Raw genomic sequence first — 13,748 nt, 5'->3', positions numbered from 1 at the left:
CCGTGCGTGCATCAGTTCTTCCGTTTCGGATTCAGCGGCTCCATCGCGCGGAAGCGACGGCTGTATTCGTCGGTCAGCTCGCGCGCGTCCTGCGGATTGCGGATGATCACCGGCGTCAGCAGGATGATGACCTCGCTGCGGCCGGTGCCCGAGGTCTGCTGGCCGAACAGGCCGCCGATGATCGGGATCCGGCTCAGGCCGGGGAAGCCGCTGGAGCGCCGTCCCACCTCGTCCTTGATCAGGCCGGCGAGCATCACCGTGTCGCCGCTGCGCACGGCGGCCTGGGTCTTGAGCTTGCGCGTATCGATGCGCACGTTGCCGTTCTCGTCGGCAGTCGACTCCGGTGCCGGGGTGCTGACTTCCTGGACGATGTCGAGGAACACCATGCCGTCCTTGGTCACCCGCGGACGCACGTTGAGGATGGTGCCGGTCTCCATGTACTGCACGTTGTTGTACGTGCCGCTGCTGCCGACGCCGGGGTCGAAGGACACCGACGAGATCGGGATCTTGCTGCCGACGTTGAACGTGGCCTCCGCGTTGTTGCGCACCATCACCGAGGGCGACTGCAGGATCTGCACGTCGGTCACCTCGTCAAGCGCACTGATCACCGCCGCCGCGTTGCGGCCCAGGAAGGTCCAGCTCAGGCCGCCCCCCCCACCGGAAACCGCCGGGATGACACTGCCGGCCAGCGTGCTCCAGGTACTGCGGCCGACGGCGTTGGGCAAGCCCGCGTCGGTGACGGCTCGTTCGAAATACCAGTTGACGCCGTACTTCAGGTCACCGGTGAGGGTGACCTCGGCGATCTGCGCCTCGATGTGCACCTGCATCGGCATCACGTCCAGGCGCTCGACCACGTCGCGGATCGATTTCCACGCGCGCGAGGTGGTGCGCACCAGCAGGGTGTTGGTTTCGTCGACCGCGGACACGCCGACGCGATCGCCCTCGACCTGGAGGGTGACGCTGGCGTTGCCGTCCTCGCGCGGATCCAGGCTCAGCGAACCGTCGCCGAGGCCACTACCGCTTCCCATGCCGCTGTTCATGCCCGAATCGATGCCGCCGGTGTCGCTGTAATCCCCGTCCTTGCCGCCGGCGCCGCTGATCGAGAACGGATCCGAGCCCGGCATCAGCGACACGTTCCCGTCGCCGCCGGTCGCGCGGCCACCGCCGCTGCTGCTGCCGCCGAACACCTCGGCCAGCCGGTCGGCCAGGTCCTTGGCCTTGATGTACTTGAGCTCGTACGAGAACAGCTGCACGCCCGCGCCTGCGCCGTCGATGCGTTCGAGCCACTGCTGGATCTGGTCGAGATAGCTGGCCTGCGGGGTGATCACCAGCACCGCGTTGGCGCCTTCCAGCGGCATGAAGCGGAACATGCCGGCCACCGGCGTCTTGCTCTGCTCGCCGAAGACCTTCTCCAGGTCCTGCACCACCTTGCTCGCCTTGCCGTACTGCAGCGGGAACACGCCCACCGACATGCTCGACATCCAGTCGACGTCGAAGATGCGGATGGTGCGCAGGTAGTTCTCCAGCTCGGTGCGGCTGCCGGCGACGGTGATGACGTTGCGGCCGGAGTCGACGTTGACGATCGAGTTGGGGCGCGCGTACGGCTTGAGGATCTTCTCCATCTCGGCGGCCGAGATGTACTGCAGCTGCACCACCCGCGACTCGAAGCCGCGCGCGTTGACCGGCGACCCGGTGCGCGGCGCCACCGCGCCGGTGGCCATCGCGGTGTCAGCCGGGACGATGTTGTAGCGGCCGTCGCTGTAGATCATGCGGGCGTTGTTCCAGCCCAGCACCATCTCCAGCAGGCTCAGCGCCTCGGCCGGGCTCACCGGCCTGGACGTCACGTAGGTCACCGTGCCCTGCACGCCCGGCGCGATGACGTAGTTCTGGCCGAGCATGTCGCCGAGGATCGCCTTGACCACGGCCTGCAGAGATTCGCCCTCGAAGTTGAAGGTGGTCTCGCCCGTGGTGCCGCCCAGGTTCGGCGGCGGCGAGGCGGCCACGGCGTTGTTGATCGTGCGGCCGGTGCCGCGGCGGATCTGCGCCTGCGGCAGGCCGGCGTCGCCCTCCGGCATGGCCTCGGCGGACACCGGCCCCGCGGCGGTGCCGGCCTGGCCTGCATCAGCGGTGGCGGCGCGGGCGCCGTCGCGGCTCAGGCTGGGCGCGGGCATCGTGGAGCAAGCCGCCAGCACGGTGGCGATGAGGGCGGCGGCGAACGCCTTGGACAGGGAGCGTGGGTTCATTGCGTGCACTCTACGGTGTCTGGCCGGACGATGACGAGTCGCGCGCGTCCTGCCGCAGCTTGGCGCGCCGGGCCTCGATGCGCTTGCGGATGGCGTCGATCTGCTCGGCCGAGGCGCGATTGTCCGTTTCCGCGGCGTCGGGCGGCGGCTGGTCGGGACCCGCGGGCGCAGGCGCGGGGTCGTCGGCATCGCGCACCGCCGGCTCGGTACCGCCTGGCGGCGCGACGCCGGGCGGCGAGGGCCGCGAAGCGCCTGGCATGTTCGCCCCGGCAGACGTCGGGGTCGGCGGAATGCCGCCCTCGCCGTCGAACACGCGCAGTTCGAGCTTGCGCTCGCCTTCGGGGCCGTCGAACACGGCCCTGCGTGGTTCGAGCGACACCAGCTGCCACCCCGGCGCGGCCTCCGGCGCCGTGCCGACGCGCACGCGGATCGAATCGCCACCTTCCCTGGGCTGCAGGATCGCCATGCGGAAGTCCGGCGCGATCAGCACGCTGGTCAGCACGTAGTCGAAGTCGTTCCTGCCCTCGCCCTGTTCGTCGGGATTGATGACGAACGGCTGCGGGCGGCGGTCCGAGGTGAACAGCGGGCGGCGTCCGATCTCCGAGTACTGCTGCAGCGGCCCGAGCCGCTCCGGCGGCGGCTTGCTCGCCTGCGGCAGCGGCTGCAGCAGCGCGGGATCCTCGGCCAGCCTGCTCACGCCGCCGCCCATGCCCAGCAGCGCCAGCAGCCAGGCGCCAAGCGCCCAGGCCGCGGCGGCGCCGAGCAGCCAGGTCTTCGCGCTGGCGGTATCAGCGCGCATCGGTCGCGGCTCCTGGCGGCGGCTGCAGGTAGCCGTACAGGTCGAAGCTGACATCGAGCCCGCCACCACCCTGCATTTCCATCCCGCGGCGCGAGCGGAAGTTGCCCAGCGTCAGCACGTTGAGATTGTCGACGAACAGCCGCGGCGATCCGCTCTCGAGCGAATGCAGCACCGTGGCCAGTTCGGGATTGCCGCAGCGCAGCCGCACCTGCACCGCCACGCGCGGAAAACGCGGCTGCCGCGCCTCGGTCAACGGCGAACGGTTGATGATCGCGCAGCTGCGGTTGCCGGGACTGGCTTCGAGCACGACCGTTTCCAACCGCTGCACCAGCGCGGAGGTGGCCAGTTCCGGGCTGCGCTGGGGCATGAAGCCGGGCACGCGCTCGGCCTCCGCGCGCACCGCCTGCAGGCGCTTGTCGACCTCGGGCGCCTGGCGCAGTTCCATGCGCGCGCGCAGGTCGCGCTGCTGGAGGTCGTCGATGCGCCCTTCGACCTCCAGCATCGGCACCGTCCACCACGGATGCACCAGCACCAGGTAGGCCAGCAGCAGCAGGCCGCCGAGGATGGCCAGCGCCAGCCAGCGGTCGCGGTCAGGGTTGGCTGCGCGCATCGGCCGCTCCCTTGTTTGCCGGTGTGTTCGCCGGCGCGTTGTCGATCGCCAGCTGCGCGGTCATCGTGAAGCGGTCGCGGCCGGTGCGCGGATCCGGCTGCAGCGCGCCGGTCAGCGCCGGCGAGCGCCACAGCTTCGAGCCTTCGAGCTGGCCGACCAGCGCCGAGGCTTCGCTGCTCTGGCCGATCAGCAGGATCTGGTCGCCTTCGATCGACAGCTTTTCAAGATACGTCGAATCCGGCAGGAGGCGGCCGAGTTCGTCGAGCACTTCCACCGTGGTCGGCCGCGCGGCGCGCGCGTTCTGCAGGTACGCCATGCCTTCGACCAGGTCGACCAGCTGGCGCTTGTCGACGGCCACGGCGCGCGCTTCGCGGGCGCGGGCGTTGGCCTGTTCGGCGAGGGCGTCGGCGGCGGCGCGGCGATTGGACAGCAGCTGCCACATCGTCATCGCGACGGCGATCACGGCGATCGCGGCGAACGCCCAGTTCCATCCCCGCCACGGATCGGCGCGGCGGCGGCGAACGGCGTCGGCCAGCAGGTTGACGCCCAGCGGCGCGCCGTCGTCGCCGGCCACGTCGACGCCGGCCACGGTGCCGGCGACGGTGCCCAGCGCGGCCATCGCCGAATCGAACGTCGCCCGCGGCACGACCACGAGCTCGGCGTCGATCTGTTCGCCATGACGCTCGAGCACGCGCGCGTCGTAGTGCACGTCGGCGGCGGCGAACGGCGTCTGCCGGTCGATCTCGAACGCCACCACGTCGCGCAACCGGTCGGCGGCGGCGGCCGGCAGGAGCAGGCGCCGGCGCAGCGCGGCGCCGGCGGGGAGCAGCAGCCAGCGCGGCAGTTCGGCCACGCGCGGCGCCAGCAGCGAACCGAGCAGCGCGTCGCCACGCTCGGCTTCCTGCGCGGTCCACGGCAGCTGCCCGATGTCCTGCACACCGTCGCCACGGCGCAGCGCCAGCCGCAGCTCTTCGCCGCCGTACTGGAGCAGTACGCGTTCGTGGGCGAGCCCGAGCAGCGTGCGCAGGCGCGGCGGCAGCCAACTTGCCAGTGCGTGCGTCCACCAGGTCAGGGCGCTGCCGACGCCGGGGCGCAGGCGGCCGCCCGCGCGGCCGATGCGCTGCCGGAGCGAAGGCGTCGCGGACTGGTTGTCGACTGCCGCCGTCATCGTGAGGCCGAGGCTCCCTGTTCCCATCGCAATGCGGTGTAGGACGAACCGGGTACGGTCCCGATCCCCGCGCGCACGACGACCCGCAAGATCGCCTGGCGGCCGTTCGGAAGCCGCGCACGGCTGTCGATACTATACGTGCCGCTGCCGCCGCCCAAGAACGCGTCCTCCGGCGACGGCACGCGTGCCTTGCGCCGCGCCAGGATCGGCTCCGGGTCCTCGCCCAGCGCCTGCAGTACCTCGCTGGCGGCGAAGTTCGGGTCAGGCCGCGCCTGGCCGCTGTAAACGGTGAGCAGCGGCGCGACCTTCGCGTAGATCGCCGGGGTCATGCCCAGCACCTGCTCGACCTCGGCCACGGTATCGAACTGCGCGTCCTTGGCGCCCCACGCCAATCCGGCGCTGGCGTAGGCCGGATCCTCGGCTCCGCCCTGCGGCTGGGTGAGGTCGTCCGCGTCGCGCCAGTCGGCGATGGCCGCGGCGATGTCGCCCGCCGCGGCCTGGTCGACGCCGACCACGGTGAACAGCCGCGTGAGCAGGTCGACGTCGGCGGCGTTGAGGTCGACCTTGCCAGATTCGTCGATCACTTCGATGCGCACGCTGGTATCGCCGAACGCCCAGTCGTAGGGGCGCCCGTCGGGCAGCCAGCGCCGCTTCGGGTCGGTCTCGGTGAGCCGGGTCAGCGCGTACTCGACGCCGGCGCGCGCGGCCTGTTCGGCGACGACGCCGCGGCTGAGCGTGCGGCCCTGCAGCTTCTCCATCTGCGCGGTCAGCGCGAACGTGCCCACCACCGCGGCCAGCAGCATGGTCAGCCACATCACCAGCAGCAGCGCGATGCCGCGTTCGCGTTTCATCGGAACAGCCCTCCCGCGCCGCCCGCCCCCGCCTGCGGCAGGGCCACCACCAGCGTCGGCCAGCTGCGGCCGTCGGCGTCGACGATCTCGATCGAGACCTGCAGCGGCAGGACGCCGGGCGATTCCCACTGCTCCTGCCATTCGCCCAGCGCGTTGTCCTCGTCGAGCCCGCGGTAGCGGAAGCGCACCTCGGACAGCTCCGCGGCGAGCGTGTCGGGCGGGCGAGGCCGCGACTCGGGCCATGCCTGTCCGGCCGCAACCACGGTGAACGACACCGCCAGGCGATTGCTGTCGCCGTCATCGAACAGCTCCACGTCGTGCAGGTGCGGGCCGCCGCGGCCGAGGTAGTCCGGCAGGTCGGCGACGAAACGCATGCGCGTGGGTTCGCCGACGAAGCGCAGCTGCTCGCCGGTGTCGGGCAGGGTTTCGAATCCGATCGGCAGCGCCGAGGCGATCCGCCGGCGCAGGAAGCCCTCGACCGCGCGCATGCGTTCGCTGCGCTGCGACAGCTGCTCGCCGCGCTGCGCGGTCGCGGTGGCCGCGCGCACGGTAGCGAACGCGAGCGCCAGGCCGGCGGCGAGCAGCGCGGTGGCCACCAGCACTTCCAGCAGGGTGAAGCCGCGCTGCGCGTGCATCGGGACGGCCCTGGCGGTGTTCAAAACGAACCGCCCCCGAATGCATCCGGCTGCGAAAGCCGCAGCGTCTGCAGCTGCAGGCTCTGGCGCGGGCCGCCGTCGCCCCACTCCACGTCCAATGCCAGCAGCATCAGCCGCGCCGCGCCGGGTTCGATGGTGTCGCGGGTACGCATGGTGGGGTCGACGTAGGGATCGATGCGCAGGTGCCAGCGATAGCGGCCGTCCTCGAACTCGCCGTCGCGGCTCCCCGGGCTTAGCGCCTCGCCGACGCCGACCTGGTCGAGCAGCGACTGTGCGTGCAGCGCCGCGCGCCCGGCATCGGCCGACGCGCGCACCTCGCGCGCCGAGCCCGACAGCGTGCCCAGCAGCAGGGTCAGCGCCAGCGCCAGCACGGCGAAGGCGATGATGACTTCCAGCAGGGTGAAGCCGCGCTGGCGCGCGGGCGGGACTCGGGACGACCGGCCCGCGCTCATTGCCCGCGCTCCGCGCGACGCAGCGTGACCTCGCCGGTCAGCCAAGCCACGTCGACATTCCACGCCGCGTCGCCACGCGCCAGCTGCACGCGGCCGCCGGTGGAGGCACCGTCGTCGAAGAACATGATCGCGCCGACGCCCGCCTGCGGCTGCACCTGGCGCGCGCCGGTGAAGTTGACTTCCAGCGCCTCCGGGATCGCGCCGTGGCGCCCGTTCGGCGCCTGCCAGGCGTGTCCTTGCGGATCGATCGTGAAGCGCTGCGGCTCGCCGGTGGCGATCGCCTGCGCCCGGGTGTAGCGCAGGTTGGCGGCAATCTGCTTGGTGCTCGAATGCAGCTGCATGCGCGCCGTGCCGCCGGTGGTCGCCATCGCGCCCAGCAGCATCGCCGCGGCGATGATCACCATCACCACCACCATTTCCAGGAGAGTGAATCCGGCAGCGCGCGCACGTCGCGCGGGGCAACGACCCAAGCCATGCACGGATGCACGGCGGCCGGCCCGGCGCACGGCTTCATGCACGCGTCGCGGCGACGCATGCCGTGATCCTTGCGCCGCCACGCCTGCCATCGATCCCTACTCGTACTTGATGTCGGCGTCGACGCTGGTCCCGCCATCCTTGCGGTCGGCCCCAAGGCTGACCAGGTCGAAGGCGCCGTTCTCGCCCGGCACGCGATACACGTACGGCGTGTTCCACGGATCCTTCAGGTCGCCTTCCTTTGCGTACGGGCCGAGCCAGCCGCTGGCGTTGCCCGGCTGCCGCACCAGGTCCTCGAGCGAAGCGGGCAGGCTGCCGGTGTCCATCTGGTAGGACTGGATCTTCTCGGCCATGGTCTGCACCGTCGACTGCGCCAGCCGGTAGCGCGCCTTGTCGCCGCCGCCCAGGATCCGGCTGGCCGCGAACGCCACGATGCCGCCGATCAGCACGGTGACGATGATGATCTCGATCAGGCTGAAGCCCGACTGCGCGGCACGGCGCGGGGAGCGGGTGATGGAACGGTTGCGTTGCACTGTGTGATTCCTCTTCAACTGTGTGTCTTTCTTTCCGGACAACCCCGTTGTCCTTGTGGGAGCGGCTTCAGCCGCGAGCTTTTCGGGCTGGACCGATCGTTCAAAAGCTCGCGGCTGAAGCCGCTCCCACAAGAGCCATGGAATGTGCTTTCGTCCATCATGAAATCGAATTGGTCAGGTCGTAGATCGGGATCAGCACGGCCAGGATCACCGCGCCCACGATGCCCGCGAGCACCAGCGTGATCAACGGCACCAGCGCGGCAAGCATGCGGTCCAGCGCCTGGCCGGTTTCCTGCTCGAAGGTGTCGGCGGTCTTGAGCAGCATCGTGTCGAGCGCGCCCGACTCCTCGCCCACCTGGATCATCTGCAGCGCCAGCCGCGGAAAGCGCTTGCCCTTGGCCAGCGCCGTGGACAGGCCGCCGCCGTTCTTCACGTCCTCGGCGGCGGCGGCCAGGTCGCTGGCCAGCGAGCGGTTGAGCAGCACGTTGCGGCCGATGCCGATCGCGGTCAGCAGCGGCACGCCGTTCTTCAGCAGCGTCCCGAGCGTGCGCATCAGGCGCGCGGTGTCGAGCTTGGCGACCAGCGAGCCGGCCAGCTTGCGGTGCAGGATCCATTCGTCCAGCCGTGCGCGGAACGCCGGATCGCGGCGCTTGCGGTCGAGCCACCACGCCAGCAGCGCGGGCACCACCAGCAGCACGATCCACCAGTCGCGCACGAACAGGCCCAGCCCCAGCACGATCTGCGTGAACCACGGCATCTGCGCATCCAGGCTCTCGTACATGCCGGCGAACTGCGGCACCACGTAGCCGAGCAGGAACAGCAGCGAGCCGCTCACCATCACCAGCAGGATCACCGGGTAGATCAGCGCATTGACCACGCGCCCGCGCAGCGCGTTGCTGCGCTCGTAGTAGTCGGCCAGCCGCTGCAGGGTTTCCTGCAGGCTGCCGCCCGCCTCGCCGGCGCGCACCATGTTGATGTACAGGCGCGAGAACGCGCCGTGCTGGCGCTCGAGCGCCGTCGACAGCGATGCGCCGCCGCGCACCGCGTCGCGGATGTCGGTGACGATGCGCCGGGCCGCCTCGTCTTCCGGCAGTTCCAGCAGGATGGTCAGCGCGCGGTCCAGCGGCTGCCCGGCGCCAAGCAGGGTCGCCAGCTGCTGCGTGAACTGCACCAGCCGCTCACCCGCGAACGGCCTGGACTTGAACAACGCGCGCCACGCCGGCTCGCCGCCGCCCTCGCTGGCCAGCCGCGCCTCGATCGGCAGGTGCCCCTGCTCCTGCAGGCGCAGCACCACTTCGGCATCGCTGGCGGCTTCCATCTGGCCGTCGAGCGCCTCGCCGCGGCTGTTGAGTGCCTTGTAGTGGTAGAGGGGCATCACGCGTCCTCGGTCACCCGCAGCACTTCCTCGATCGTCGTCTCGCCCGCCAGCGCCTTGGCGATGCCGTCCTCGTACATCGTGCGCATGCCGGACTGGCGGGCGATCTGTTCGAGTTCGCCCATGCCGGCGTGGCGCATCACCGCGCGGCGCAGCTCGTCGTTCATCACCAGGAATTCCATGATCGTGGTGCGGCCGAGGTAGCCGGTGGACGCGATCGCCGAGCTGCCCGGGCGGCAGAGGAAGATCTCGCCCTCGGGCTGGTAGCGGCGCAGGCCGAACTTCTCGATTTCCTCGGGCGATGCCGGATAGCGCTCCGCATGCGTGGGCTCGAGCCGGCGCACCAGGCGCTGGGCGAGGATGCCGTTGATGGTGGAAGTGAGCAGGTAGTCCTCCACGCCCATGTCCAGCATGCGGGTGATGCCGCCGGCGGCGTTGTTGGTGTGCAGCGTGCTCAGCACCAGGTGGCCGGTGAGCGCGGACTGGATCGCGATGCGCGCGGTTTCCAGGTCGCGCATCTCGCCGATCATGATGATGTCCGGGTCCTGGCGCACGATGCTGCGCAGCGCGCTGGCAAAGTCCAGTCCGATCTGCGGCTTGGCCTGGATCTGGTTGATGCCCTCGATCTGGTACTCGACCGGGTCCTCGACGGTGATGATCTTGACGTCGCTGGTGTTGAGCTTGCTCAGCGCGGTGTACAGCGTCGTCGTCTTGCCCGAACCGGTCGGCCCGGTCACCAGCAGGATGCCGTGCGGCTGCTCGAGCACCTTCTGGAACTGCGGCAGGAAGTGGTCGGTGAAGCCGAGCCGCTGGAAATCGAACACCACCGTTTCGCGGTCGAGCAGGCGCATGACCACGCTTTCGCCGTGCGCGGTGGGCATCGTGCTCACGCGCAGGTCCAGCTCCTTGCCCTGCACACGCAGCATGATGCGGCCGTCCTGCGGCAGGCGGCGCTCGGCGATGTTGAGCCGGGCCATGATCTTGATGCGGCTGATCACCGCGGCGGTCAGGTTGGTCGGCGGGCTCTCGCCCTCTGCCAGCACGCCGTCGATGCGGTAGCGCACTTTCAAGCGGTTTTCGAACGGTTCGATGTGGATGTCGGACGCGCGCATCTCGACCGCGCGCTGGATGATGAGGTTGACCAGGCGGATCACCGGCGCTTCGGACGCCAGGTCGCGCAGGTGTTCGACGTCGTCCATGTCGCCGGACGCTTCGCCGTCGGCGGTCTCGATGATGGTGCCCATCGCGCTGCGGCCCTGGCCGTGCCAGCGCTCGATCAGGTCGTCGATCTCCGAGCGCAGGCCGACGCACAGCTCGACCTCGCTGCCCGTCGCCAGTCGCACTGCGTCGATGGCGTAGCGGTCGTGCGGATCGGCCATCCACAGCAGCAGCCTGCCGCCGCGCTCGCCGAGCGGGCACAGGTGGAACTGCTTGAGGAAGCGCAGCGACAGCGGCTGCGATTCGGAGACCAGCTCCGGCGGTGTTTCAGGCGCGTCCTTGCCCGCGACCAGCGGCAGGCCCATCACTTCGGCGCAGGTTTCGGCGTGGTCGCGTTCGGACACCAGGCCGAGCCGGCCCAGCAGCGACAGCAGGTTGCCGCCGGTTTCCTCCTGCAGGCGCCGGGCGCGGGCGAGGTCGGGTTCCTTCAGGCGACCCTTGTCGAGCAGGGCGGCGACGATGCGCTCGTCCATTCCCGCTTCGAGGTCGCGGTCGCTTGCGATGGTGTCGGCAGCCGCGTTCACGTTCCACTCCTGCAGGGGGAGTCGACTTTAACAGCTTGCCGGACGTGCCAGCCGGGCGCGCGGCGGGATAGTTCAGTTGCGGGAAAAACCACGGGAATGCAGGCCGTCGGCAGTAATGGCAGGTGTCGACACCGGGCGGTCGCCGTGTGCAGGCTCGCGGCTGGTGTTCCCACTGGCGCGCCACGGCCCTGCTTCGGAGAACCACCGGGGAAAGCGCCGCCCCCAAGATCGCTGAGCGCCGGGACAGTCAGGTAGCGGCGAACCAGGCAATCGGACATGAGGCAGGGCACCTCTCCGGAATCGTAAGGTCGAACAAAAGAAGACCCCGGCCGAAGCCGGGGTCTGGTACTGCTTGATCGGAAACCCGATCGTTGACGGCTACTGGCGCGCGACCAGGGTCAGGCGGCTGTAGGTACCGGTCAGCTTGATGTAGTACGTCCCCGCCTCGGGGGCGGTGAAGCGCACGGTCTCGCTGTTGCCGGCACGCGTCGACCTGCTGTCGTAGGAGTCGGTGGTCGGCTCCTCGCCCAGGCTGACGTACACCGACACGTTGCCGGTGCCGCCGTAGGTCATGATGCTGAGCACCGAACCGGCCTCGGCCTCGAAGCTGTACAGCGCTTCGCCGCCGCTGCCCGACAGACCACCCACCGGGACCTTGTTGGTCAGGGCGATGGCGTCCGGACCGCAGTCCTCGGTTTCCGGATCGCAGGGCTCGCCGGTGTCGCCGTTGCCCCATTCCTCGAACTGGGCAGCGGTGGCTTCGTCCGTGAGGCACGCAAGCACCGAGGTGTGCTGGTCTGGCGTGATCACTTCACCGTCGGCGAGCACGTCCGCGTGGGCGCGGATTTCGTCGCGGTAGACCAGCAGGTTCTCCGCACCGCCGGCGAACGCCTTGGCGCTGGCGTAGATGTTCGCACCCGCGATCAGGCCGCCGGCAACGCTGGTCGGCACGCCGGTGTCGCAGGTGAGCAGCATCTGGTTGTTGCCGGGGATGGTCCAGCCGATGTCCTTGAACAAGGCCGGGGTCAGGTCGACCAGTACGTCCGCCGACAGCGAGTCGTTGATGAACGGCTCCATCAGGGCGTCCATCGTCAGCCTCGTGTCGTAATGCGAGAACGACGAACCGGTCGCGAGCGCGGTCGGCGCGTACAGCAACACGTTGCCTTCCTCGTCGGTACCGGCCAGGCCCGGCTGCTGCACGAGCCCCGCGGTGACCGGCAGGTTGGCCTTGAAGGTGTTGCCGACCGACAGCGTCACCGCGATCACCGGGATCGTGATCGACGGATCCTCGCCGATCGGGATGATCCCGACGTCCTCGTTGTTGGCGATGATCAGGCCGGTGGCCCCGCCCGCCTGGGCATTGGCCGCCTTCTCGGTGAAGGCACAGGTGCCGCGGTCGATCAGCGCCAGCTTGCCGGACACGCCCGGGATCGGCGTCGACACGCCGCAACCCAGGTTGTCGGCACCGGTGGAAACGGCCATTTCGCCGGAGAAGTTGGCCGGCGTCGGCGATGCACCGAACTGCGCCGCGTTGTAGGCGTACTCACCGGCAATCCCCGCCGGCGCAGTCACCTCGAACGTCATCGCCGCATCCAGCACCAGCGGCGCCTCGGCCTTGACCGTTGCACCGGTGAAGATCAGGTGCGTGTCGTCGACCGCCGAAGCCTGGCGCTCGGCATCGGTCATGTCGATCCAGTTCTTGCCGGTGTCGTTGTTCGCCACGTAGGTCGAATAAATGTCCGGCACGCCCTGGAAGAAGGCGCCCGTGCTGAGATTGTTGAACCCGGAGAAGCCCAGGCCGTGCGACATCTCGTGCATGATCACGTCAAGCAGGCTGATCTGGTTGTCAGGCGCATTGCCGTCGATGCCGAAGTACCAGCCCGAAGCGCTCATGCAGCCAGGCTTGCCGAGGTCGCCGTTGAAGCGGCTGATGATGTCGGGCTCGTCGGGCGGCAGGCCATTTTCGGTTCCCGCGTCCGTACCCAGGAGCGCATCGGTCAGTGCCGAGTGGTACCAGGTATCGACGATCGCGCCGTCCGGCGCCGGGTCGTTGAAGCTGAAGATGTAGTTGGTGCCGGACGAGCCCAGCACGCCTGAGGTCTCGGTGCAGCTGAGCGGCTGGAAGGTGACGGTGTTGTGGATCGGCACGTCGCTGTCCAGCACCGAGCCCCACAGGTCGGCCGCGAACTGGAAGACGATCTGCGCCTGCTCGCCGCGGGTGGTGCCCGGGTTGCCGCCGATCGGCGTGGCGGGCGTCGGGTCGTCCAGACCCTGTCCGGTGCCTTCGTCGAGATTGACGATGTTGATCGTGGCGTCGGCATGGGCGGCGTTGGCGTGCATCATCCCGCTGGCGGCGAGCAATGCGGTGAACAGAAGGGTGCGGTTCATTGCGTCACCTCCTGCGGGGCCGCGTCGTGGTCGGCATCACCCTCGTGGCGGATGCTGATGCTGCCATCGGCATTGCGCTGGGCGGTGAGGTAGTTGAACTGGTTCTCGGGCACCTGCACGGACATGTTGATCCTGCCCTTCCTGTGGACCCGGAGCGTGGACAACGCCTCGCTTTCGTTGCGCGGCCTCTGGCCGGCAACTGACCCGGTCGACCGGCTGCTGGTCATGCGGGTATTAGCGAGCGCCTGGCGTTCGGCGGCGGTGGGTGCGCGCACGCGCCCGGTGGCCGGATCGATCGCGACCTGCACCCCCGGCTGGACCACGGTCGCCTGCCTGGCCTTCGACCCCTTGGACGCCGGCGGCCCGGCCATTGCGGCGCTGCTTGCAGCAAGCGCGGCGACGGCGGCCACGGCCACCGCGCCCATCAGTTTCTTCTGCATCACTGGATTCCTCCCGT

At 69.7% G+C, this 13,748-nt stretch carries 13 protein-coding genes; all 13 read right to left on the bottom strand.

The annotated features are described in order from the left end of the window. Positions 1-11: 11 nt before the first annotated feature. Positions 12-2,243: a type II secretion system secretin GspD gene (gene gspD / locus ACFONC_RS01655; protein WP_386741827.1), complete on the bottom strand. Its 2,232-nt coding sequence runs from the start codon at positions 2,241-2,243 to the stop codon at positions 12-14. A gap of 10 nt (positions 2,244-2,253) precedes the next feature. After that, positions 2,254-3,042 (bottom strand): hypothetical protein, encoded by a 789-nt coding sequence (locus tag ACFONC_RS01650; protein WP_386741826.1) that lies wholly within the window; start codon positions 3,040-3,042, stop codon positions 2,254-2,256. Further along, positions 3,032-3,652 (bottom strand): type II secretion system protein GspM, encoded by a 621-nt coding sequence (gspM, locus tag ACFONC_RS01645; RefSeq protein ID WP_386741825.1) that lies wholly within the window; start codon positions 3,650-3,652, stop codon positions 3,032-3,034. Before gspM ends, ACFONC_RS01650 begins: the two co-directional genes overlap by 11 nt. Beyond that, the gene (locus tag ACFONC_RS01640) at positions 3,633-4,820 is read right to left on the bottom strand and encodes a PilN domain-containing protein (protein ID WP_386741824.1); all 1,188 of its coding nucleotides are present in this window, start codon (positions 4,818-4,820) and stop codon (positions 3,633-3,635) included. The genes gspM and ACFONC_RS01640 overlap by 20 nt, the downstream gene beginning before the upstream one ends. After that, positions 4,817-5,671, bottom strand: coding sequence for a type II secretion system minor pseudopilin (locus ACFONC_RS01635; RefSeq protein ID WP_386741823.1), 855 nt, complete (start codon positions 5,669-5,671; stop codon positions 4,817-4,819). The genes ACFONC_RS01640 and ACFONC_RS01635 overlap by 4 nt, the downstream gene beginning before the upstream one ends. Continuing rightward, positions 5,668-6,306: a prepilin-type N-terminal cleavage/methylation domain-containing protein gene (locus ACFONC_RS01630; protein ID WP_386741821.1), complete on the bottom strand. Its 639-nt coding sequence runs from the start codon at positions 6,304-6,306 to the stop codon at positions 5,668-5,670. The genes ACFONC_RS01635 and ACFONC_RS01630 overlap by 4 nt, the downstream gene beginning before the upstream one ends. 20 nt (positions 6,307-6,326) lie before the next feature. Next, positions 6,327-6,779: a type II secretion system protein XpsI gene (gene xpsI / locus ACFONC_RS01625; RefSeq protein ID WP_386741820.1), complete on the bottom strand. Its 453-nt coding sequence runs from the start codon at positions 6,777-6,779 to the stop codon at positions 6,327-6,329. After that, complete coding sequence (gene xpsH / locus ACFONC_RS01620; protein WP_386741819.1) at positions 6,776-7,285, bottom strand: type II secretion system protein XpsH; 510 nt, start codon at positions 7,283-7,285, stop codon at positions 6,776-6,778. The genes xpsI and xpsH overlap by 4 nt, the downstream gene beginning before the upstream one ends. A gap of 66 nt (positions 7,286-7,351) precedes the next feature. Then, entirely contained in the window at positions 7,352-7,786 is a 435-nt protein-coding gene (gene gspG, locus ACFONC_RS01615; protein WP_386741818.1) for a type II secretion system major pseudopilin GspG, read from the bottom strand. Between the two features lie 157 nt (positions 7,787-7,943). Further along, positions 7,944-9,161, bottom strand: coding sequence for a type II secretion system protein XpsF (gene xpsF, locus ACFONC_RS01610; protein ID WP_386741817.1), 1,218 nt, complete (start codon positions 9,159-9,161; stop codon positions 7,944-7,946). Further along, the gene (gene gspE, locus ACFONC_RS01605; protein WP_386742208.1) at positions 9,161-10,852 is read right to left on the bottom strand and encodes a type II secretion system ATPase GspE; all 1,692 of its coding nucleotides are present in this window, start codon (positions 10,850-10,852) and stop codon (positions 9,161-9,163) included. Before gspE ends, xpsF begins: the two co-directional genes overlap by 1 nt. 429 nt (positions 10,853-11,281) lie before the next feature. Further along, a complete protein-coding gene (locus ACFONC_RS01600; RefSeq protein ID WP_386741816.1) occupies positions 11,282-13,291 on the bottom strand; it encodes a pre-peptidase C-terminal domain-containing protein in 2,010 nt (669 codons plus the stop codon). Then, the gene (locus ACFONC_RS01595) at positions 13,288-13,731 is read right to left on the bottom strand and encodes a post-PEP-CTERM-1 domain-containing protein (RefSeq protein WP_386741815.1); all 444 of its coding nucleotides are present in this window, start codon (positions 13,729-13,731) and stop codon (positions 13,288-13,290) included. Before ACFONC_RS01595 ends, ACFONC_RS01600 begins: the two co-directional genes overlap by 4 nt. Positions 13,732-13,748: the final 17 nt, after the last annotated feature.

Source organism: Luteimonas soli (genome assembly GCF_042648865.1).
In the GTDB taxonomy this organism is placed as follows: Bacteria; Pseudomonadota; Gammaproteobacteria; order Xanthomonadales; family Xanthomonadaceae; genus Luteimonas; species Luteimonas soli.
Note: the sequence above shows the minus strand (reverse complement) of the source record. Positions and strands in the feature narration are given on the sequence as shown.